Origin of the sequence: Streptomyces sp. NPDC004126 (genome assembly GCF_050275515.1) — a bacterium.
Lineage (GTDB): Bacteria > Actinomycetota > Actinomycetes > Streptomycetales > Streptomycetaceae > Streptomyces.
Genome location: NZ_JBNNPF010000085.1, coordinates 1 through 20,643, shown reverse-complemented (window position 1 = coordinate 20,643; position 20,643 = coordinate 1). Strand labels below are relative to the sequence as shown.

The 20,643-nt window shown below is 72.9% G+C and carries 19 protein-coding genes; 8 read left to right on the top strand and 11 right to left on the bottom strand.

All coding sequences use genetic code 11. The features are described from left to right. Positions 1-168 precede the first annotated feature (168 nt). The 5 genes from ACQKM2_RS38810 to ACQKM2_RS38790 form a co-directional block, all read right to left on the bottom strand. Positions 169-1,386 (bottom strand): sensor histidine kinase, encoded by a 1,218-nt coding sequence (locus ACQKM2_RS38810; protein ID WP_427718425.1) that lies wholly within the window; start codon positions 1,384-1,386, stop codon positions 169-171. A 22-nt stretch (positions 1,387-1,408) separates the two neighbouring features. Continuing rightward, positions 1,409-2,146, bottom strand: coding sequence for a hypothetical protein (locus tag ACQKM2_RS38805; RefSeq protein ID WP_427718423.1), 738 nt, complete (start codon positions 2,144-2,146; stop codon positions 1,409-1,411). Continuing rightward, positions 2,143-4,026, bottom strand: coding sequence for a phosphatidylglycerol lysyltransferase domain-containing protein (locus ACQKM2_RS38800; protein ID WP_007263706.1), 1,884 nt, complete (start codon positions 4,024-4,026; stop codon positions 2,143-2,145). Before ACQKM2_RS38800 ends, ACQKM2_RS38805 begins: the two co-directional genes overlap by 4 nt. Positions 4,027-4,108: 82 nt before the next feature. Continuing rightward, on the bottom strand, positions 4,109-5,176 hold the full coding sequence (gene cobT / locus ACQKM2_RS38795) for a nicotinate-nucleotide--dimethylbenzimidazole phosphoribosyltransferase (RefSeq protein ID WP_427718420.1): 1,068 nt from the start codon (positions 5,174-5,176) through the stop codon (positions 4,109-4,111). A 55-nt stretch (positions 5,177-5,231) separates the two neighbouring features. After that, the gene (locus tag ACQKM2_RS38790; protein WP_427718418.1) at positions 5,232-6,446 is read right to left on the bottom strand and encodes a bifunctional adenosylcobinamide kinase/adenosylcobinamide-phosphate guanylyltransferase; all 1,215 of its coding nucleotides are present in this window, start codon (positions 6,444-6,446) and stop codon (positions 5,232-5,234) included. Between the two features lie 103 nt (positions 6,447-6,549). Here ACQKM2_RS38790 and ACQKM2_RS38785 point away from each other — a divergent pair, with 103 nt between their 5' ends. Further along, positions 6,550-6,759 carry a hypothetical protein gene (locus tag ACQKM2_RS38785; RefSeq protein ID WP_125594516.1) on the top strand — a complete coding sequence of 70 codons (210 nt, stop codon included), beginning with the start codon at positions 6,550-6,552 and terminating at the stop codon, positions 6,757-6,759. A gap of 168 nt (positions 6,760-6,927) precedes the next feature. Here the strand turns inward: ACQKM2_RS38785 and ACQKM2_RS38780 are convergent, their stop codons facing one another. Together ACQKM2_RS38780 and ACQKM2_RS38775 are read right to left on the bottom strand one after the other, a co-directional pair. Continuing rightward, positions 6,928-7,635: a class I SAM-dependent methyltransferase gene (locus tag ACQKM2_RS38780; protein ID WP_427718414.1), complete on the bottom strand. Its 708-nt coding sequence runs from the start codon at positions 7,633-7,635 to the stop codon at positions 6,928-6,930. A 113-nt stretch (positions 7,636-7,748) separates the two neighbouring features. Continuing rightward, complete coding sequence (locus ACQKM2_RS38775) at positions 7,749-8,357, bottom strand: DUF3043 domain-containing protein (protein WP_427718411.1); 609 nt, start codon at positions 8,355-8,357, stop codon at positions 7,749-7,751. 279 nt (positions 8,358-8,636) lie between these two features. Here ACQKM2_RS38775 and ACQKM2_RS38770 point away from each other — a divergent pair, with 279 nt between their 5' ends. Further along, positions 8,637-9,431 carry a PspA/IM30 family protein gene (locus ACQKM2_RS38770; protein WP_125594514.1) on the top strand — a complete coding sequence of 265 codons (795 nt, stop codon included), beginning with the start codon at positions 8,637-8,639 and terminating at the stop codon, positions 9,429-9,431. Between the two features lie 14 nt (positions 9,432-9,445). Then, on the top strand, positions 9,446-9,724 hold the full coding sequence (gene pspAA / locus ACQKM2_RS38765; protein WP_427718408.1) for a PspA-associated protein PspAA: 279 nt from the start codon (positions 9,446-9,448) through the stop codon (positions 9,722-9,724). 74 nt (positions 9,725-9,798) lie between these two features. Here pspAA and ACQKM2_RS38760 read toward each other — a convergent pair whose 3' ends face one another. Next, positions 9,799-10,563, bottom strand: coding sequence for a hypothetical protein (locus tag ACQKM2_RS38760; protein WP_427718406.1), 765 nt, complete (start codon positions 10,561-10,563; stop codon positions 9,799-9,801). A 70-nt stretch (positions 10,564-10,633) separates the two neighbouring features. On the opposite strand from ACQKM2_RS38760, the gene cobS reads away from it, so the two are divergent. From cobS to ACQKM2_RS38745, 3 genes are all read left to right on the top strand, one after another. Continuing rightward, positions 10,634-11,455, top strand: coding sequence for an adenosylcobinamide-GDP ribazoletransferase (gene cobS, locus ACQKM2_RS38755; RefSeq protein WP_427718403.1), 822 nt, complete (start codon positions 10,634-10,636; stop codon positions 11,453-11,455). A 13-nt stretch (positions 11,456-11,468) separates the two neighbouring features. After that, positions 11,469-12,182 carry a response regulator gene (locus ACQKM2_RS38750; protein WP_427718401.1) on the top strand — a complete coding sequence of 238 codons (714 nt, stop codon included), beginning with the start codon at positions 11,469-11,471 and terminating at the stop codon, positions 12,180-12,182. A gap of 145 nt (positions 12,183-12,327) precedes the next feature. Continuing rightward, on the top strand, positions 12,328-15,456 hold the full coding sequence (locus ACQKM2_RS38745; protein WP_427718397.1) for an efflux RND transporter permease subunit: 3,129 nt from the start codon (positions 12,328-12,330) through the stop codon (positions 15,454-15,456). Positions 15,457-15,529: 73 nt separating this feature from the next. Here ACQKM2_RS38745 and nadA read toward each other — a convergent pair whose 3' ends face one another. Continuing rightward, the gene (gene nadA / locus ACQKM2_RS38740; protein WP_385771584.1) at positions 15,530-16,708 is read right to left on the bottom strand and encodes a quinolinate synthase NadA; all 1,179 of its coding nucleotides are present in this window, start codon (positions 16,706-16,708) and stop codon (positions 15,530-15,532) included. A 350-nt stretch (positions 16,709-17,058) separates the two neighbouring features. Between nadA and erpA the strand changes: the two genes are divergently transcribed. Then, the gene (erpA, locus tag ACQKM2_RS38735) at positions 17,059-17,415 is read left to right on the top strand and encodes an iron-sulfur cluster insertion protein ErpA (RefSeq protein ID WP_030010511.1); all 357 of its coding nucleotides are present in this window, start codon (positions 17,059-17,061) and stop codon (positions 17,413-17,415) included. A 72-nt stretch (positions 17,416-17,487) separates the two neighbouring features. Here erpA and ACQKM2_RS38730 read toward each other — a convergent pair whose 3' ends face one another. Together ACQKM2_RS38730 and ACQKM2_RS38725 are read right to left on the bottom strand one after the other, a co-directional pair. Next, positions 17,488-18,927 carry a hypothetical protein gene (locus ACQKM2_RS38730; protein WP_427718392.1) on the bottom strand — a complete coding sequence of 480 codons (1,440 nt, stop codon included), beginning with the start codon at positions 18,925-18,927 and terminating at the stop codon, positions 17,488-17,490. Between the two features lie 88 nt (positions 18,928-19,015). Next, positions 19,016-19,231, bottom strand: coding sequence for a hypothetical protein (locus ACQKM2_RS38725; protein ID WP_427718389.1), 216 nt, complete (start codon positions 19,229-19,231; stop codon positions 19,016-19,018). Positions 19,232-19,362: 131 nt separating this feature from the next. Between ACQKM2_RS38725 and ACQKM2_RS38720 the strand changes: the two genes are divergently transcribed. After that, positions 19,363-20,340, top strand: a complete 978-nt coding sequence (locus tag ACQKM2_RS38720) for a carbohydrate kinase family protein (protein ID WP_427718387.1) — start codon at positions 19,363-19,365, stop codon at positions 20,338-20,340. Positions 20,341-20,643 lie beyond the last annotated feature (303 nt).

Sequence of the window (20,643 nt, the reverse complement as noted above, 5' to 3'; positions counted from 1 at the left end):
GCCATCGCGAAGCGACGCGACCGGAGGGAGCGCCCTTGAGGGACCGGGCCGAAGCGGAAGGACGATGGGACTGACGGGAAACCCCCAAACCCTCCACGACTACCGCCCGAGGAGATCCCGCCCCCAGCCCGCCGCCCCGCTCCCTCGCGGGGGAGACAGCGGGCCCCCTCACGCCGGCAAAATCGCGTGGACCCGGAAGCCGCCCCCGTAGCGCGGTCCCGCGAAGCAGGAGCCGCCCAGGGCGCCCGTGCGTTCGCGCATGCCGAGGAGGCCGTGGCCGCCGCCCGGGTCGAGGGGGGCCGGGGCGGAGTCCGCCGAGTCGCCGCCGTCGTCCAGTACGGTCACCTCCACCGAGGGCCCGACCCGGACCACGCTGACCTCGGCCTGCGCTCCCGGGCCGGCGTGCTTGCGGACGTTGGTCAGCGCCTCCTGGATGACCCGGTACGCCGCCAGGTCCACGGCCGCCGGCAGCGGGTCGGTGCCGGGGCCGAGCTGGACGGTCGCCGCCACCGGGAGGCCCGCGTGCCGGAAGGTGTCGAGGAGTTCGTCCAGCAGGGCCAGTCCCGGCGCGGGTTCCGTCGGGGCCTCCGGGTCGCCGGACTGGCGCAGCAGTCCCACCGTGGCGCGGAGTTCGTTCAGCGCGCTGCGGCTGGCGTCCCGTACGTGGGCGAGGGCTTCCTTGGCCTGGTCGGGCCGCTTGTCCATGACGTGCGCGGCCACTCCGGCCTGGACGTTGACCAGGGCGATGTGGTGGGCCACCACGTCGTGCAGGTCCCGGGCGATCCGCAGCCGTTCCTCGGCGACGCGCCGCCGGGCCTCCTCCTCGCGGGTGCGTTCGGCCCGTTCGGCCCGTTCCCGTATGGCGTCGACGAAGGCGCGCCGGCTGCGCACGGCGTCGCCGGCGGCGGCGGCCATCCCGGTCCAGGCGAAGATGCCGATGTTCTCCTGCGCGTACCAGGGCATCGGGCCGGCCAGCATCGCCACCCCGGTGAGCCCGGCCATCGTGAGCAGCCCGGTCCGCCAGGTGGTGGGCCGGTCGGTGAGCGCGGCGACCGTGTACAGGGCGATCACCGCGCTCATGGCGACGGGTGCCCTGGGCTCGCCGGTGGTCAGCTCCAGCAGGGACAGCCCGCAGGTGACGGCGAGGACCGTACGGGGCCTGCGGCGCCGCAGGACGAGGGCGGCCGCGCCGAGCAGCATCAGCAGCAGGGAGAAGGGCTCGGGCGTGCGCGTGCCGAAGGTCGGGCCGTGCGGCCCGTGCGGGTCGGCGAAGGACCCGACGACCATGGCGGCCAGTGCCCCGAACGCGAGCACGGCGTCGGTGGCGAGCGGATGCGCCCGCATCCACTGCCGGGTGGCGGCGAAGGGCCCGAGGTCTGTCGTCACCCGGACACGGTACGGGCTCACGCTAGAGCCGCGCGGATCCCGGGGGCGGGGGCGAGGAGGGGGGAGCGGGCGGGCGGGGGCCGAGCGGGGCCCGGGAGCGGGCGGGGCCCCATGTGGCGCGGACGACGCACACCGCCATGACGGCGGCGATGGCCGCGAGGTGTTCCTTGCCGGCGAGGTTGTTCTTGACCAGGACCTCGCCGATCATCACGAGGATCACCAGGGCCCCGGTGAGGTACGCCCGGTAGCGCCAGCACACGTAGATCGCGAGGCCGACGACGGCCGCCGACGGCCCGGTGTCGTTGACGATCCGGTCCGTCACCGGCAGCCCGAAGGGGTGGTCGGGGCCCAGCGAGAGCCCGATGCGGGCGTACGTGGTCCCGGCGATGGTGGCGACGTAGCCGATGAGCAGGGTGCGCCACCAGCCGATGCAGATCTCGGCGATGCCGAAGACCAGCAGGATCTGCGCGAGCGCCCCCCACACGGGAAGGTCGAGGGCGGGGACGAAGAGGGAGAGCGGGGTCCGCAGCAGCGCCAGCCACAGCGGGTCGGCGGCTTTCACGGACCCCAGGTCCTGTACGGGCTGGAAGCCCCAGGGGGTGTTCTGGACGATCTGGAAGACGGAGGTCAGGGCGACCGCCCCGAGGGTCATGGGGACGGCCCGCCACTTGTCGCGGACGAGCGCGTCCCGCACGGTCAGCAGCAGAGGGCCCCACTCACGGCGGGCGAACTGCCGGACCTCCGTCTTCCACGACGTCAACGAATCGTCTCCAGGTGCTTGCGGTGCAGCCACTTGGGCAGGCCGGGTGCCTCCAGGAAGCCCTCGGCCCGACCCGCCGCGATTCCGATCCGCAGCAGGTCCGAACTCTTCTCGAAGAGCATGAACCGCGGTTCCCAGATCGGGCGGTATTTGGCGTTGGCCCGGTAGAGGGACTCGATCTGCCACCAACGGGAGAAGAAGCTCAGCAGCGAGCGCCACATGCGCAGCACCGGACCCGCGCCGAGCTTGGACCCCCGCTCGAAGACGGAACGGAACATCGCGAAGTTGAGCGAGACCTGTGTGACGCCGATCTCCTTCGAGCGCTCCAGCAGCTCGATGACCATGAACTCCATCAGGCCGTTCTCGGAGTCCCGGTCACGGCGCATCAGGTCCAGGGACAGCCCCTTGGGGCCCCACGGCACGAAGGACAGCACGGCGCGCAGGTCGCCGTTGCCGTCGGTGCACTCCAGCATCACGCACTGGCCGTCGCCCGGGTCGCCCAGACGGCCCAGTGCCATGGAGAACCCGCGCTCGGTCGCGCCGTCGCGCCAGTCGTCGGCGCGTTCCAGCAGGACGGCCATCTCGTCGGCGGGGATGTCGGCGTGGCGGCGGATGCGGACGGTGTAGCCGGCCCGCTTGACGCGGTTGTACGCCTGGCGGACGGTGCGCATGGCGCGGCCCTCCAGGGTGAACTCGTCGGTCTCGACGATGGCCTCGTCGCCCAGTTCCAGGGCGTCCAGGCCGTGCCGGGCGTAGATCTGCCCGGCTTCCTCGCTGGCGCCCATCACGGCCGGGACCCAGCCGTGCTCGCGGGCCTCGGCCAGCCACGGCTCGATCGCGCCGGGCCAGGCCTCGGGGTCGCCGATGGGGTCGCCGGAGGCCAGTGAGACGCCGCCGACGACGCGGTAGGTGACGGCGGCCTTGCCGGTCGGGGACCAGATGACGGACTTCTCGCGGCGCAGCGCGAAGTAGCCGAGCGAGTCGCGGTCGCCCTGCTTGGCGAGCAGGGCCCGCAGCCGCTCCTCGTCCTCGGGGGTGATCGGGTCGACGGCGCGCCGCGAGCGGAACGCGGCGAACAGCACGGCGAGCAGCAGCAGCATCGACATCACGTTGATGGCGACGTCGACCCAGGCGGGCGTGGTGATGGCGCGGTAGGCCTTGTCGTCGGGCGCCAGCGTGATCAGCCGCATCACGCCGTATCGCCAGCGGGCCAGGAACGTGGCGTCGGCGCGGTCGGCGTCGGTGTTGGTGGCGCCGACGAGCAGGGCGGCGATCAGCGAGGTGAGCAGCAGGCCGACGGCGGCCACGGCCGTGGCGAGCTTCGGGTTGGAGCGGTCGCCCTTGGCGTAGAACTCGTGGCGGCCGAGCAGCAGGGCGCCGACGAAGGCGGCGGTCAGTGCGAGCGAGACCCAGTTCTGCGCGTGCTGGCGGAACTCGGGGTAGCACATGCTCAGTTCGCCGCTGGTGCAGGGCGCGAACGCGGCGACCGCGAAGGCCAGCAGCAGCATGCCGCTGACCACGAGGTTCAGGATCCAGGCGGCCCGCTTGCGGCGGCCCATCGTGACCGCGAGCAGCAGCGAGAACAGCCCGGAGGCGAACCCGGCCGTCAGCAGGTACGGGGTGTAGAAGTCGGCGGTGTTGTGGCGGCGCAGGTCCTGCCCGAGCGAGAGCCACACGGCGCTGAGGAAGTTGACGAAGGTGACGATCCGCAGGTACCAGACCGCGAAGGCGGCACCGCGCCGCGACCGGGGAGTGCCCCTGCGGCTCTCCGGCTTCGCGGCTGCTTCCCCTCCCTGCTCCTTCTTGTTGTTGGAACCCTTGCCGGAGGCCTGATCGAGGCTCCGGTCGGTTTCTGCGCTGGTCAAGCGGACCTCTCCCATGAAAAGCGATGATATGGGGCGTCACCGGTCCGCAGCGCAGTGCGAGCACTGCGGACTGGTCAGGCCCGTAGTGCCCGGTGTCTCAGTCCGTCGGCTGCTGCACAGCAGCCCTCTCCGGGAGTTCCGCCGCGAGTGCGGCGGCCGCCTGGACCAGGGGGAGCGCCAGCAGGGCGCCGGTGCCTTCTCCTACTGTGACGCCTTGGTCGAGCACCGGGTTGAGTGCCATCCGGTCCAGTGCCTTCGCCTGGCCCGGCTCCCCGCTGGACTGCCCGGCCAGCCACCAGTCGGGGGCGCGGAAGGCGGCCCGCTGGGCCACCAGCCCGCAGGCCGCCGAGACGACCCCGTCGAGGATGACCGGCGTACGGCGTACCGCGGACTGGAGCAGGAAGCCGGTGATCGCGGCGACGTCCGCGCCGCCGACGGCCGCCAGCAGCGCCAGCTGGTCGCCGAGCACCGGGCGGGCGCGGCGCAGCGAGTCGCGGATGGCGGCGCACTTGCGCATCCAGGCCAGGTCGTCGATGGGCAGGCCGCCGCGGCCGGTGACCACGGAGGCGTCCGTCCCGCAGAGCGCGGCCACGAGCGTGGCCGCGACCGTGGTGCCGCCGACGCTCAGGTCGCCGAGGACGACGAGGTCCGTACCGGAGTCGGCCTCCTCGTCGGCGATCTGGATCCCGAGTCGCAGCGCGTCCTCGGCCTCCTCGGCGGTCAGCGCGTCCTCGACGTCGATCCGGCCGCTGCCGCGCCGTACGCGGTGCCGTACCACGTCCTCGGGCAGCAGCCCGGGGTCGCAGTCCAGGCCCGCGTCGACGACGCGCACGCCCGCGCCGAACCGGCCGGCCAGCACGGAGACCGGGCTGGTCCCGTCGAGGACGGCGCGCACCAGCTCGTGGGCGCTGCCCGCGGGCCGGGCGGAGACGCCCTGGGAGGCGATCCCGTGGTCGGCGGCGAACAGGACGACGCGCGGCTGCCGGATCGGTTCGACCGGTACGCGGCCCTGCGCGGCGGCCAGCCATTCGGCGAGCTCGTCGAGCCGGCCCAGGGCGCCGGGCGGCACGGCCAGCCGCTCACGACGCTCTTCGGCGTCACGTCGGACGCCCCCGTCGGGGCGTTCGATCAGATCGGAGAAGTCGTCGAGATTCAGCGTGGTCATCTGCCAGAGATTACAGCCGCCCGGACCCTCCTTCGGGGGGTGTACCGGCTCCGCTTCAGCTCGGTCGTCCCTTGAGGGCGAGGGCCTGTCCGGCGACGACCAGGAGGACGTGCTCGCACTCGCCCGCGACGGCGTTGTTGAGGCGTCCGAGCTCGTCGCGGAACCGCCGCCCGGACGCGGTCGCGGGCACCACTCCGGCCCCGACCTCGTTGCTCACCAGCACCACGGGGCGGCGGCTCGCGCGGACCGCCGCGACCAGTTCGTCGACCCGGGCCCGCAGCTGTTTGCGGCCCTCGGCGGCCCACACGGCGTCGTCCCAGGCGCCGGCCCGGTCCATGGCGTCGGTGAGCCACAGCGCGAGGCAGTCGATCAGCAGCGGCGGGCCGTCGCGCTCCAGCAGCGGCGCCAGCTCGCAGGTCTCCACGGTCCGCCAGGTGCCCGGGCGCCGCTCCCGGTGGAGGCCGACCCGGTGGGCCCATTCCGCGTCGCCGTCGCGGGTGCCGCCGGTGGCGACGTAGACCACCTCGGGGAACGCGGCCAGGCGCCGCTCGGCCTCGAAGGACTTCCCGGAGCGGGCCCCGCCCAGCACCAGGGTGCGGCGCGGCACGTCCGGTACGGCGTGGTACTCGCCGGCCACGACGGTGGTGCCGTCGGGTACGGCCCGCGCCCCGGCGGCGGCGCAGCGGCGGTCGAGCTCCGGGCCGGGCGGGGTGTCGTGGTCCAGGTGCACGGCGATCACGTCGGTGGCCGGGCCGACGGCGCCGCTCGCGCGCAGCCGGGCCAGTGCCTCGGGCCGGCCGAGGACGTCGGCGAGGACCAGGTCGTACGGGCGCTGCGCGTCCCCGTTGCCGGTTCCGGCGGGGGCGCCGCCCGGGGGGAGGTACAGCAGCCGGCTGCCGTCGGGGCCGGTGACCTCGTACCCGGTGCCGGGGGCGTCCATGGGCACCGCCCGCACCCGGTGCCCGCTGATCACCGACAGCTCCCGCCCGTCGGGCACCCGCCCGGCCGCGGGCAGTCCGGGCGGCAGCTCGACGGCGGGCCCGTCGTGCGGGTGCGTGAGCAGTACCTGCCGTACGCCGGCCAGCGAGTGCCCGGCGCGGGCCCCGGCCAGTACGGCCCCGGGGGTCAGGTCGAGCAGCAGCGCCCCGTCGACGAGGACGGAGGTCGCGCCGCGGGACAGGCCGCCCACGGAGACCGCGCAGGCGGCGCAGGGACAGCCGGGGCGGGGCAGGCCTTCGGGGGTACCGGTGCCGAGCAGAGTGAGTTCCACACAGAGATCCTCCCGCGTCGCCGGTAGTGGTGCGCGCCCGGCTACTCTCTGGGCACACTCAAGGCGAGAAGCGTGAGATCGCGGACGAACAACGGAGGCGGACATGGCGTGGACGTGGCGGTTCGAGGCGGCCGACGGCAGCGAGGTTGCCCCGGCGGTGGAGCCGGAGGAGTTCACCACGCAGGGGGACGCGGAGTCCTGGATCGGGGAGGTCTGGAAGGAGCTGCTGGACGGCGGGGCGGAGAAGGTGACCCTGTTCGAGGACGGCACGCAGATCTACCCGATGAGCCTGCGGGCGGCCACGGAGGCCTGAGCCCTGGCCGGGCGGGGTGAGGGTGGCCTGCGGCGCCGGTCCCCGGTGGCTCCGCCCCCGGACCCCCGCGCCTCAAACGCCGGCGGGGCTATGGACAGCCCGTCCGGCGTTTGAGGACCGGGGTCAGGGGCGGAGCCCCCGGGAACGGCGGAACCCCGGGGGAGCGCGCTAGCCGCGGACTCCGCACAGGTGCAGCAGCGCCGCCACCCCCCGGTAGGGATCGGTGCGCCCGGCCCGCTCCTCCGCGGCCAGCAGCCGCTCCAGTTCCTCGTCCGGCGGGAGCTCCGCCGCGGCCTCGGTGCCGTCGGTGAAGACGCGGACCCCGTACCAGGTGTGCAGCGGCGCGCCGATGCCCGACAGCGTCGCCGTCAGGTCGGCCAGCCGGTCGGCGCGTACGTCCAGGCCGAGCCGGTTCGTGTAGTCGACGGTGTCGAAGGCGGCCAGCGCCCCCGGCCAGTCGCCCGCCAGCCCGGGCCGCAGGGCGAGCGCGTCGCCGTTGCGCACCAGGAGGGACAGCAGTCCGCCGGGGGCGAGCATGCGGGCCAGCCCGGCGAGCATCGCGTCGGGTTCCGACACGTACATCAGCACGCCGTGGCACAGCACCACGTCGAAGCTGCCCGGTTCGAAGTGCGCGCCGGTCTCCCGGCCGTCGCCCTCCACCAGCTCGACCCGGTCGCGGATGCCGGCCGGTTCGGCGGCCAGTGCGGCGTGGGCGACCGCCAGCATGGCGGCGTCCTGTTCCAGGCCGGTGACGCGGTGTCCCGCCCGGGCCAGGCGCAGCGCCTGGGTGCCCTGGCCCATGCCGACGTCGAGGACCCGCAGCCGCTGCCCGACCGGGAAGCGCTGCGTGATCTGTTCCTCGACCTGCCGGCCCACGAGTTCCTGGCGGACGGCGTTGCGCAGTCCGCCCAGGCCCTCCAGCCACAGCCGGGCTCCCCCCGAGAAGCCCTCCCCCGACGATGCCCCTGATACTCCGGGCGTCGCTCCGGTCAGGGCCGCTCTCCGCGCTTGACCTGCGGCTTGGGCAGGCGCAGGCGACGCATCTGGAGGGTGCGCATGAGGCCGTAGGCGACGGCGCCGCGGCGCGGCTCGTTCGCGAAGCGCTCGTTCAGGGCCTTGCGCAGGCGGAACCACAGGCCGATGGAGTCGAGGATGATCAGGACGATCACGCCGAGCCACAGCATCAGCGCGATGTTCTGGATCGAGGGCACCCGGATCATGCTCAGCACGAGGATGACCACGGCCAGCGGCAGGAACATCTCGGCGACCGAGAAGCGGGAGTCCACGAAGTCGCGGACGAACCGGCGGACCGGCCCCTTGTCGCGGGCGGGCAGGTAGCGCTCGTCGCCGTTGGCCAGCGCCTCGCGCTGTCTGGCCATCTCTTCGCGGCGACGCTCGCGGGCTCGCTTGGCGTCCTCCTTGCGGTTGCCGGTCGAGGCCACCACGGCCTTGCGCTGCGACTGGGCCACAGCACGCTTCGGCGTCGGGCGGCCCTTCGGGGCCTGCGGGTCACGGGGCTGCGAGGGGCCGGCGCTCACCTTGTCGGCGGCGGAGGCCTTCTCTTCCTTGGAGGAGCGGCTACCAAACACAAAACCCAAGCGTACGTGGTCGGGGCCACGGGCCCCACCCCGGCGGGGAACGATCCGGCAACGGCGGGCGTCTACCGAGTGCGGGCCTCTTTCCGGTACCCGGGATTCCGGGCTGCCGGGGGTCTCGGGGATCACCTACTCCTTACGCCTGATACGGCACCGGGGTACTCGTCCTGGAGGAGGAGCGCATCCGTACTCGAACAGTGCGGTAATAGAGGCAGGGCCCGTACTGTGGGTCCTGTCGGTGACCTGGAGCACAGTCCGTCTAGAAGGGGGCGCGCGAAGCCCATGAGCGGTGTCATGAAGCGTATGGGGATGATCTTCCGCGCGAAGGCGAACAAGGCCCTGGACCGGGCCGAGGACCCGCGCGAGACCCTCGACTACTCCTACCAGAAGCAGCTGGAGCTGCTCCAGAAGGTGCGCCGCGGCGTCGCCGACGTGGCGACCTCCCGCAAGCGCCTGGAGCTCCAGCTGAACCAGCTCCAGAGCCAGTCCGCCAAGCTGGAGGACCAGGGCCGCAAGGCCCTCGCCCTGGGCCGCGAGGACCTGGCCCGCGAGGCCCTGTCCCGCCGTTCCTCCCTCCAGCAGCAGGTCAGCGACCTGGAGGTGCAGCACCAGACCCTCCAGGGCGAGGAGGAGAAGCTGACGCTGGCCGCGCAGCGCCTCCAGGCCAAGGTGGACGCCTTCCGCACGAAGAAGGAGACCATCAAGGCCACCTACACGGCCGCCCAGGCGCAGACCCGCATCGCGGAGTCCTTCTCCGGCATCTCGGAGGAGATGAGCGACGTCGGCCTCGCCATCCAGCGGGCCGAGGACAAGACCGCCCAGCTGCAGGCCCGGGCCGGCGCGATCGACGAGCTGCTCGCCTCCGGCGCCCTGGACGACCAGAGCGGTCTCGGCTCCAAGGACGACATCCAGGCCGAGCTGGACCGCCTCTCCGGCGGCACCGACGTCGAGCTGGAGCTCCAGCGGATGAAGGCCGAGCTGGCCGGCGGCCCGTCCGCGCAGCAGCAGGCCATCGAGGGCGGCGCCCCCGGCACCGCGCAGCCGCAGCAGACCCAGCACCGGTTCGACAAGCAGTAGGACAGGGGCCCGTCATGATTGTCCGCATCATGGGGGAGGGCCAGGTCAGCCTGGCCGACTCGCACTTCGCCGAGCTGAACAAGCTGGACGACGAGCTGCTGGAGGAGATGGAGTCCGGCGACGAGGCGGGCTTCCGGCGCACGCTGGGCGCCCTGCTGGACGCGGTGCGGCGCCTGGGCAGTCCGCTGCCGGACGATGCGCTGGAGCCGTCCGAGCTGATCCTGCCCGCGCCCGACGCCACGCTCGAAGAGGTGCGGGACATGCTCAGCGACGACGGCCTCATCCCGGGCTGACCGGCCCGGAACGCCCGGCGCACCGACACCGCGAAGGGCCCGCCCCCGTACCGCACGGGGGCGGGCCCTCGGTGTCACTCGCGCCGCTCGGCGGGGTGCTTCTCCGGGTCGGAGAGCCCGCTGATGAAGTTCTCGAACTTGCGCCGGGGCCGGGCCCAGCGCCGGTCGTGGTGGAAGGCCCGCAGCCCCGCCTTCGCCCGTGCGCGCGGGCGGTTGGCGTAGAAGCGCTTGGCGTACGGGGACCCGGGCCGGGCCAGCCGAACCGCCCCGATCAGCGCGACGAAGGGGATCACCAGCCCGAATATCGCGGTGCGCGGCTTCCCCTTCCACAGGGCGATCAGGGCCAGGAAGAAGTTGGTGGCGGTGTTCATGACGACGAGCCCGCGGCTGTGCCGCTCCTCCGCCGACAGCTCGTTGACCCCGAAGGGCAGGAAGCCGCCCAGCACCAGCGCCACCACGGCGGCCGTCAGCACCACGATCTCGACGCTCTTGCGGCCCTGTTCGCTCCAGTAGACGTCGTCCAGGTGCAGGATCAGCGCGAACTCGTCCAGCACCAGGCCCGCCCCCAGGCCGAAGAGGACCGCCGACAGTCCGGCGCCGAAGCTGTGCCCGCCGCTGCCGATCGCGCCGAACCCGCCGACGATGACGAGGACGACGCCCGGCACGACGTGGTGGACGTGGAGCCCGCCCGGGGTGATGTTCTTGAAGGGGCCCCGGCCGGCCCGGATCAGCCTCGTGATCACCCGTGTGACCAGGAACGACAGCACGAAGGACAGCAGGGCGAGGAGCAGGGGGAGCTTGCCCGGCTCGATGATGTTGCGTTCCCACCAGTGACCCACGACACCCGCTCCCGATATGATACGTATTGAGCAATTTACCGCTCACCGTAAGCGGGTAGCGTTCGCGCCGATGACAGACTCGACCGATGATCCACTGCCGGGGCCGCCGGACGAACGCGCCTCCCTGGCCGACGGGATCCGCTTCGCCTTCGGCACCCTGACCGTGCTCCCCGCGCGCATCACCCGCTGGGACCGGCCCGCCGCCCGCACCGGCATGACCTGCGCCCCGCTCGCCGGGCTCGCCGTCGGCCTGCTCGCCGCCGTGCCCGGGACGCTCCTGCTGCTCCTCGGCGGCGGCCCGCTGCTCGCCGCGGCCGTCGCCGTCGCCGTACCGGCGGCGCTGACCCGCGGACTGCACCTGGACGGCCTGGCCGACACGGCCGACGGGCTGGGCAGCGCCAAGCCCGCCGAGGACGCCCTGCGGATCATGAAGCAGTCCGACATCGGCCCCTTCGGCGTCATCTCCCTCCTCGTCGTCTTCCTGATCCAGGTGGCCGCCCTGGCCAACGCGTACGCCGACAGCTGGATCCGGGGCGCCCTGGCCGCCGTCCTCGCCGCCGTCGCCGCCCGCCTCGCGATGACCCTGGCCTCCCGCGAGGGCGTCCCGGCCGCCCGGCCCGAGGGGCTCGGCGCGGCAGTGGCCGGTGTGGTCCCGCACCGGGCCGCCGCGTGCGCGGCCGCCGCGGTCGTCGCCCTCGCCGCCCTGGCCGCCCTCCCGGCGGGCCCGTTCGCCGCCGCACAGCACGCGGCCGCCGTCCTCGCCGCCCTGCTCACCGCCGAACTCCTGCTCCGCCGCTGCGTCAGCCGCTTCGGCGGGGTCACCGGCGACGTCTTCGGCGCCGTCTGCGAGGTCGCCGCGACCACCGTCCTGCTGGTCCTCGCACTCGGCTGAATACCCTGACGGCATGACGGATCCCGCCGACGCCGGCCCCGCCCGCATCCGAGTCCTGCTCGCCGACGACCAGGCGCTGCTGCGCAGCGCGTTCAAGGTGCTCGTCGACTCCGAAGCCGACATGGAGGTCGTCGGAGAGGCCTCGGACGGGGCCCAGGCGTACGCCCTCGCCCGCGAACGGCGGGCCGACGTCGTCCTCATGGACATCCGGATGCCCGGCACCGACGGCCTCGCCGCCACCCGCATGATCAGCGCCGACCCGGAGCTGTCCGGCGTCCGCGTCGTCATGCTGACGACCTTCGAGGTCGACGAGTACGTGGCCGCGGCCCTGCGCGCCGGCGCCTCCGGCTTCCTCGGCAAGGGCGCCGAACCCGACGAGCTCCTCAACGCCATCCGCGTCGCCCACGCCGGCGAGGCGCTGCTGTCGCCGGCCGCCACCAAGGGGCTCATCGCCAGCTTCCTCGCCCAGGGCGGCCGCGCCGACGCCCCCGCCGCCGGCTCCGCCCACGCCGAACGGCTCGCCACGCTGACCGGGCGCGAGCGCGAGGTCCTCGTCCAGGTCGCCGGCGGGCTGTCCAACGACGGCATCGCCGCCCGGCTGGAGGTCAGCCCGCTGACCGTGAAGACCCACGTCAACCGGGCCATGGCCAAGCTCGGGGCCCGCGACAGGGCGCAATTGGTGGTCATCGCGTACGAATCGGGACTGGTCCGGCCGCGCGCCGAGTGACCCGCGGCGGACCGCAGTAGGCCGGAGTACTGCGGACGCGGTATGCCGCACATAAGGACGGCACCTGGGAGCGACGCAGGGGGCTTGCCGGGTGCGGAAGGCTGGAGGGGCCCTCGCGAACGACCAGCAGAGAGATCCCACACCCATGTCCTGGCTGTCCCGCTTCAGCCTCGCCCAGAGAGCGCTGGTCGGCCTCGTGTCGATCGTGGCGCTCCTGTTCGGCGCCATAGCCATCCCGCAGCTCAAGCAGCAGCTGCTGCCCTCCATCGAACTTCCGATGGTCTCCGTGCTCGCGCCGTACCAGGGCGCCTCGCCCGACGTGGTCGAGAAGCAGGTCATCGAGCCGATCGAGAACACCCTCAAGGGCGTCGACGGCATCACCGGCATCACCTCGACCGCCAGCGAGGGCAACGCCCTCATCCGCGCCACCTTCGACTACGGCGACAGCGGCACCAAGCAGCTCGTCGCCGACGTCCAGCAGGCCGTCAACCGGGCCCGGGTCCGGCTGCCCGCCGAGGTGGACCCGCAGGTCGTGGCCGGCTCCACCGACGACATCCCGACCGTCGTCCTCGCCGTCACCTCCGACAAGGACCAGCAGGCGCTCGCCGACCAGCTGAACCGTTCCGTCGTTCCCGTCCTGGAGGACATCGACGGCGTCGGCCAGGTCAGCGTCGACGGCGTGCGCGACCTCCAGGTCACCATCACCCCCGACAACGCCAAGCTCGCCGCCGCCGGCCTCGACGGCGCCGCGCTCGCCCAGGGCCTGAAGGCGGGCGGTACGACCGTCCCCGCCGGCTCCTTCGACGAGCAGGGCAAGAACCGCACCGTCCGCGTCGGCTCCGGCTACAGCTCGCTCGCCCAGCTGGAGGACCTCCGGCTGACCGCGGGCCCCGGCAAGCCCGTCGTCCGCCTCGGTGACGTGGCCGCCGTCAAGCAGGAGCCCGCCAAGGCCGACTCCATCACCCGCACCAACGGCAAGCCCAGCCTCGCCCTCGTCCTCACCATGGACAAGGACGGCAGCGCCGTCGCCATCTCCGACGCCGTCAAGGACAAGCTCCCCGAGCTGCGCTCCACGCTCGGCTCCGGCGCCGAGCTGACCGTCGTCAGCGACCAGGGACCGGCCGTCGCCCGCTCCATCTCGGGCCTGACCACCGAGGGCCTCCTCGGCCTCGTCTTCGCCGTCATCGTGATCCTGGTCTTCCTGGCCTCGATCCGCTCGACGCTGGTCACCGCGGTCTCCATCCCGCTGTCCGTGGTCCTCGCGCTGATCGTGCTGTGGACCCGCGACCTGTCCCTCAACATGCTGACGCTGGGCGCCCTCACCATCGCCATCGGCCGGGTCGTCGACGACTCGATCGTGGTCCTGGAGAACATCAAGCGCCACCTCGGCTACGGCGAGGAGCGCGAGGCCGCGATCACCACCGCCGTGAAGGAGGTGGCCGGCGCGGTCACCTCCTCGACGCTGACCACCGTCGCCGTCTTCCTGCCGATCGGCCTCGTCGGCGGCATGATCGGCGAGCTCTTCGGCTCCTTCTCGCTCACCGTCACCGCCGCCCTGCTGGCCTCGCTGCTGGTGTCCCTGACGGTCGTGCCGGTCCTGTCGTACTGGTTCCTGCGCGCCCCCAAGGGCGTCTCCTCGGCGGATGCCGAGAGCCGCGCGCGGGCCCGCCGCGAGGCGGAGGAGAAGGAGGCGGGCAGCCGCCTCCAGCGCATCTACGTACGGGTCCTCGGCTTCGCCACCCGCCGCCGGCTGACCAGCGTCGCCATCGCGGTCGTCGTCCTCCTCGGCACCTTCGGGATGACCCCGCTGCTGAAGACGAACTTCTTCGACCAGGGGGACCAGGACGTCCTGACGGTCAAGCAGGAACTGCCCGCAGGCACCTCGCTGGCCGCCTCCGACGAGGCCGCCCGCAAGGTGGAGAAGGCCCTGGACGGCATCGAGGGCGTCAAGGACCACCAGGTCACCGTGGGCTCCTCAGGCTTCCTCGCGGCCTTCGGCGGCGGTACGGGCACCAACCAGGCCTCCTTCCAGGTCACCCTGGACGACGCCGGCCAGTCCGACGCCGTCAAGAAGCGCATCCAGGACGCCCTCGGCAAGCTCCGGGGCATCGGCGACACCTCCATCTCGGCGGGCGGCGGCTTCGGCAGCCAGAACCTGAGCGTGGTCGTGAAGGCCGGCGACGGCGCCGTCCTCGCCAAGGCCGCCGAACAGGTCCGCGCCGAGGTGGCCACCCTCAAGGACGTCACCGACGTCCAGAGCGACCTGGCCCAGTCCGTGCCCCGCATCTCGGTCACCGCCACCCCCAAGACCGCCGAGGCGGGACTCGACCAGGCCGCACTGGGCGCGGTCGTCGCCCAGGCCGTCCGCGGCAACCCGGTGGGCAAGGCCGTGCTCGACAACACCGAGCGCGACATCGTCATCCGCTCCGCGCAGCCGGCCGCCACCCTGGCCGAGCTCCAGGCCCTGCCGGTCGGCCCCGCCAGGCTCGGTGACATCGCCGAGGTCAAGGAGGTCCCCGGCCCGGTCGCGATGACCCGGATCGACGGCGCCCGCGCCGCCACCGTCACCGCCAAGCCGGTCGGCGACAACACGGGTGCGGTCAGCGCCGCGCTCCAGACCAAGCTCAAGGCCCTGGACCTGCCCGAGGGCGCCACCGCCGCCATCGGCGGGGTCTCCGAGGACCAGGACGAGGCCTTCGCCTCGCTGGGCCTGGCCATGTTCGCGGCCATCGCGATCGTGTTCATGCTGCTGGTCGCGACGTTCCGCTCGCTGGTCCAGCCGCTGATCCTGCTGGTCTCCATCCCCTTCGCGGCCACCGGCGCGCTGGGCCTGCTCATCGCCACCGGCACCCCCATGGGCGTCCCCGCGATGATCGGCATGCTGATGCTCATCGGCATCGTGGTCACCAACGCGATCGTCCTGATCGACCTGGTCAACCAGTACCGGGCGCAGGGCCTGGGCGTGGTCGAAGCGGTCGTCGAGGGCGGCCGCCACCGCCTGCGGCCCATCCTGATGACGGCCCTGGCGACGATCTTCGCGCTGCTCCCGATGGCGCTGGGCGTCACCGGCGAGGGCGGGTTCATCTCGCAGCCGCTCGCCGTGGTCGTGATCGGCGGCCTGGTCAGCTCCACCCTGCTGACGCTGCTCCTGGTGCCGACGCTCTACACGATGATCGAGCTCCGCAAGGAACGCCGCCGGGCGAAGCGCAAGGCCCGCCTGACGGTGGTCCCGGCCGCGGCGTCCGCCTCGGAGGACACCCCGGTCAAGGTCTGAGCCACGTACGAAGGGGCCCCGGCCGGCGTCGACGACGCCGGCCGGGGCCCCTTCCCGTTCCGCTCCGCGACCGCTACGGGAGGGCGAGCATGCGCTCCAGCGCGAGCTTGGCGAAGCTCTCGGTCTCCTTGTCGACCTGGATCCGGTTGACGAGGTTGCCCTCGGCCAGGGACTCCAGGGTCCACACCAGGTGGGGGAGGTCGATGCGGTTCATCGTCGAGCAGAAGCAGACCGTCTTGTCGAGGAAGACGACTTCCTTGCCCTCGGGGGCGAATCGATTCGCCAGGCGGCGGACCAGGTTCAGCTCGGTGCCGATGGCCCACTTGGAGCCGGCCGGGGCCGCCTCCAGCTGCTTGATGATGTACTCCGTCGAACCGACGTAGTCCGCGGCCGCCACGACCTCGTGCTTGCACTCGGGGTGCACCAGCACGTTCACGCCCGGGATGCGCTCGCGCACGTCGTTGACCGAGTCCACCGAGAACCGGCCGTGGACCGAGCAGTGGCCGCGCCACAGGATCATCTTGGCGTCGCGCAGCTGCTGGGCGGTCAGGCCGCCGTTCGGCTTGTGCGGGTTGTAGAGGACGCAGTCGTCCAGGGACATGCCCATGTCGCGGACGGCGGTGTTGCGGCCCAGGTGCTGGTCCGGGAGGAAGAGCACCTTCTCGCCCTGCTCGAAGGCCCATTCCAGGGCCTTCTTCGCGTTGGACGAGGTGCAGATCGTGCCGCCGTGCTTGCCGGTGAAGGCCTTGATGTCGGCGGAGGAGTTCATGTACGAGACGGGCACCGTCGCACCGGCGACGCCGGCCTCGGTCAGCACGTCCCAGCACTCGGCGACCTGCTCGGCGGTGGCCATGTCGGCCATCGAGCAGCCGGCCGCGAGGTCGGGCAGGACGACCTTCTGGTCGTCCGAGGTCAGGATGTCCGCGGACTCGGCCATGAAGTGCACGCCGCAGAAGACGATGTACTCGGCCTCCGGCTTGGCGGCCGCGTCCTTGGCCAGCTTGAAGGAGTCGCCGGTGACGTCGGCGAACTCGATGACCTCGTCACGCTGGTAGTGGTGGCCGAGGATGAAGACCTTGTCGCCGAGCTTCTCCTTCGCGGCGCGGGCGCGCGCCACCAGGTCCGGGTCGGACGGCGAGGGAAGGTCGCCGGGGCACTCCACCCCGCGCTCGCTCTTGGGGTCGGCCTCACGGCCGAGCAGCAGCAGGGCAAGGGGCGTCGGCTGGACGTCCAAAGGCTGGGCGGTGGTCACGACACGCACCCTTTCTGTTCTGCGACAAGGAAATCTGGGACTGCGGGGGGCTTTGATCGACACTTCTCGTCTATTTGACGTTATCTATGATAGCTGCTTCACGTCACTTTGACGATGCCGATAGTGTCGATGTGACGCATTCGCCCGGTCCGGGGGCGGTGCGGGGTACGCCACTCCACCGGTCCTCGTCGCGGGGTCCACCGGGCCGCCGGGGTGTGCGAGCATGAATCGAGAAAACAAGGCGCCGGACCCGGAATGAAACCGCGGTCCCGCTGGTTGCCATCGACGGCAAGAGTCCGACGTTTCCCCAGCCACCGGCGGGGAGCCGCCCACTTCGGGAGTGAATGCAGATGTCCGTACAGGACGACAAGACCACTGTGAGCGACGGCATCCTCCTGTCCGACGCCGCCGCCGAGAAGGTCCGTACCCTGCTGGAGCAGGAAGGCCGCGATGACCTCGCGCTCCGCGTCGCCGTCCAGCCCGGCGGCTGCTCCGGCCTGCGCTACCAGCTCTTCTTCGACGAGCGCTCCCTCGACGGCGACGTCGTCAAGGACTTCGACGGCGTCAAGGTCGTCACCGACCGCATGAGCTCGCCGTACCTGCACGGCGCCTCCATCGACTTCGTCGACACCATCGAGAAGCAGGGCTTCACGATCGACAACCCGAACGCCACGGGCTCCTGCGCCTGCGGCGACTCGTTCAGCTAAGCCGCACGGCTTGACGCCGAAGGGCCCGGGCCCGGTCGATTCCGACCGGGCCCGGGCCCTTCGCGCGTTCCCCTACTGGCGGGGGATCGGCTTGCCCGACGTGGCGTCGACCACCTTGCGGTCGCCGAGCGGCTGCTGGAGCGTCGCCGTCAGCGCCATCTCCTGCGCGATCATGATGCAGGCCTGGCCCGGCTTGTTCGGGGTGTCCGTGATCTTCACCAGGACCGAAGCCGCCTCCTCCCGGGCCTCCAGGGTGTAGGTGCTGCACACCCCGCCCCAGAAGTTCACCGTCAGCGTCCGGTCGGCCTGGGCGTACGAGAACCCGGGCACGGTGTGCGGATTCGACGGCACCGGGGTGCCCGCGTCCTGCGCGGCGGCCGGCTGCGCCACCGTACGGCCGGGCCTGCCCTGCGCGCCCGCCACCTCGAACAGCCAGGCCGGCACGAGGCCCCGCCCGCCGTCCACGGTCCCCGCGACCAGCCCCAGCACGGCCCCCCGCACGCTCTCCGTCCGCGGCGGCTTCATCGGCCGCGGCTCCGGGTTGCAGGGCAGGGTGTCCGTCGCGCCCGTCGGGGTGTCCGGGGTCAGCGGCACCGTGGTCGCGCAGCCGCTCGGGCCCGGGCCGGTGCCGTCGCCGCCGCCCTTCGCCGCCGCGTTGAGCCGCTCCAGGGCCTCGGCCGCCCCCACCACGGCCTGCTCGCCCGCGCGCACCGGAGCCTTCAGCTCCCCGCTGCCCGCCACCACCGCGCCGTCGGCCCCGACGCTGATCCTGCTGGACCAGCCCTGGGTCGGGAGCCCGCCCACCACCGGGTCCGCGCTCACCACCCGGACGGAACCCTGGGTGAGGTGCGCGTCCACCTTGGCGTCGCCCTGCCCGGCGGCCGCGAGCACCGGCGCCGCGGCGGCCTTCGCGGCCTGCTCGGAGACGGGCTCCGCCGCGCCCGCGCCCTCCCGGGGGCCCTGGGGGAGGGTGGCCGGGCCGCAGGTGTCCTTGCCGCGCACGCAGTCGTCCCCGACGCCGCCGCCGGCCTGGTAGCGCGAGAACGCCCAGGTCCCGGGAGCCTTGCGGGTCACCGTGAGCCGGGGCCCGGACCCGTCCGCGGCCTCGCCGGCCTGCCAGGTGTCGCCGACCAGCCGGGGCACGCCGTCGACGCCGAGCGCCTTCGCGAGCCGGGCCACCTCGTCGGAGGCCACCTCCCCGGACGCGGCGAAGGCGGGCGCGGTACCCGGCCCGTCGGGCAGCTTCACGTCCGCCCGGTACGTCACCGGCCCGCCGGAGGGGTCCGGCTCACCGGGGGCGATGCCGGGGCCCGTCGGGGACCCGGCCGAGCGCGGTGCGACGGCCGCGCTCTCCGCCGTACGGGCCGGGCCGCCCGAGGCGTCGCCGTACGCCGTCGACGCCCAGTACGCCGTACCGCCGCCGGCCAGCAGGACGGCGGCCGCGATCGAGCCGACGGCCCAGGCGGGCCGCCGTCGTGTACCGCGTGATGTGTCGGGTTGTTCGCTGGTCACCGCATCGCTCCTTAGCGTGTCCCGCCGTACGTGATGCGGGTGTGACGCGTCGGCCGCGAAACCGGTTCCCCTCGTTCCCCCTCCCGGCTCAGTCGCCGTACGCCGCGGTGCCGGCGATCAGCCGGGCGGAGGCGGGTGGGACCCTGACCCCGTGGATCTGCGAGGGCGCCACCCGCCCCGGCCGGGGCTCCCGTTCCACGGCCCAGTGCGGGGCCATCCGGGCGCAGTCGCCGAGCAGCCGTGCGAAGCCGGGCCGCGCGTCGGAGGCGTGGTCCGCGTACCCGAAGCCATCGGTATAGGTCATGGGGGCACCGTATGGGCGCCATCCTGGGCGAAGGAAGTCCTACTACGGGGTAGTTTCGCCGGGTCGGAGTATGGGCGCGGACCCGGTAGTTTTGATTGTCACCCGCCGTCATCCGCAGGAGCATCCACGCCGTGCGCATCGCAGTCACCGGCTCCATCGCCACCGACCACCTCATGACCTTCCCGGGCCGCTTCGCCGACCAGTTCGTCGCCGACCAGCTCCACACGGTCTCCCTCTCCTTCCTCGTCGACAACCTCGACGTGCGGCGGGGCGGCGTCGGCCCGAACATCTGCTTCGGCATGGGCCAGCTCGGCAGCCGCCCGATCCTCGTCGGCGCGGCCGGCTCGGACTTCGACGAGTACCGCGCGTGGCTGGACCGGCACGGGGTCGACACCGAGTCCGTCCGGATCTCCGAGGTGCTGCACACCGCGCGCTTCGTCTGCACCACCGACGCCGACCACAACCAGATCGGCTCCTTCTACACGGGCGCGATGAGCGAGGCCCGGCAGATCGAGCTCAAGGCCGTCGCCGACCGCGTGGGCGGCCTCGACCTCGTCCTCATCGGCGCCGACGACCCCGAGGCGATGCTCCGCCACACGGAGGAGTGCCGTACCCGCGGGATCCCCTTCGCCGCGGACTTCTCGCAGCAGATCGCCCGCATGGACGGCGAGAACATCCGCACCCTGATGGAGGGCGCGACGTACCTCTTCTCGAACGAGTACGAGAAGGGCCTCATCGAGTCCAAGTCCGGCTGGACCGACGAGGAGATCCTCGCCAAGGTCGGCACCCGCGTCACCACCCTCGGCTCGCAGGGCGTGCGCATCGAGCGCGTCGGCCACGAGCCGATCCTGGTCGGCTGCCCGGAGGAGAACGCGAAGGTCGACCCGACCGGCGTCGGCGACGCGTTCCGCGCGGGCTTCCTGACGGGCCTCGGCTGGGGCGTCGGCCTGGAGCGGGCCGCGCAGATCGGCTGCATGCTGGCCACCCTGGTCATCGAGACCCTGGGCACCCAGGAGTACACGCTGGCCCGCGCCCACTTCATGGAGCGCTTCACGAAGGCCTACGGCGAGGAAGCGGCCGCCGAGGTCCGCACCCACCTCTCCTCTTGACGCGCCGCTCGCACCACTCGGCCCTGGCGGGCCTCCCGGGCTTCGCGCCGCTGCGCCGGACTCCGTCCGTCGGGGGCGGGGCAGGGCCGGTTCGGGTGGCTGGGGCCGGTGGGCGTGTGCAGGTGGTTGGCCGCTGCGCGGAGCGGTCCCCTACCCGCCCTTCCACCGTTCCCCGGGCGCTGCCCGGACCCGTACGGGCGCTGCGCGCCCGTCGCCTCAAACGCCGGCGGGGCTACTCATAGCCTCGCCGGCGTTTGAGGCGCGGGGGTCCGGGGGCGGAGCCCCCGGGGAACGGGCGAAGGG

Coding starts and splice junctions, on each gene's coding strand:
- ACQKM2_RS38800 (WP_007263706.1), bottom strand. CDS start 4,026: ATGGGAGAGGTCCGCTTGACCAGCGCAGAAACCGACCGGAGCCTCGAT.
- cobT (WP_427718420.1), bottom strand. CDS start 5,176: ATGACCACGCTGAATCTCGACGACTTCTCCGATCTGATCGAACGCCCC.
- ACQKM2_RS38785 (WP_125594516.1), top strand. CDS start 6,550: ATGGCGTGGACGTGGCGGTTCGAGGCGGCCGACGGCAGCGAGGTTGCC.
- ACQKM2_RS38770 (WP_125594514.1), top strand. CDS start 8,637: ATGAGCGGTGTCATGAAGCGTATGGGGATGATCTTCCGCGCGAAGGCG.
- pspAA (WP_427718408.1), top strand. CDS start 9,446: ATGATTGTCCGCATCATGGGGGAGGGCCAGGTCAGCCTGGCCGACTCG.
- cobS (WP_427718403.1), top strand. CDS start 10,634: ATGACAGACTCGACCGATGATCCACTGCCGGGGCCGCCGGACGAACGC.
- ACQKM2_RS38750 (WP_427718401.1), top strand. CDS start 11,469: ATGACGGATCCCGCCGACGCCGGCCCCGCCCGCATCCGAGTCCTGCTC.
- ACQKM2_RS38745 (WP_427718397.1), top strand. CDS start 12,328: ATGTCCTGGCTGTCCCGCTTCAGCCTCGCCCAGAGAGCGCTGGTCGGC.
- erpA (WP_030010511.1), top strand. CDS start 17,059: ATGTCCGTACAGGACGACAAGACCACTGTGAGCGACGGCATCCTCCTG.
- ACQKM2_RS38725 (WP_427718389.1), bottom strand. CDS start 19,231: ATGACCTATACCGATGGCTTCGGGTACGCGGACCACGCCTCCGACGCG.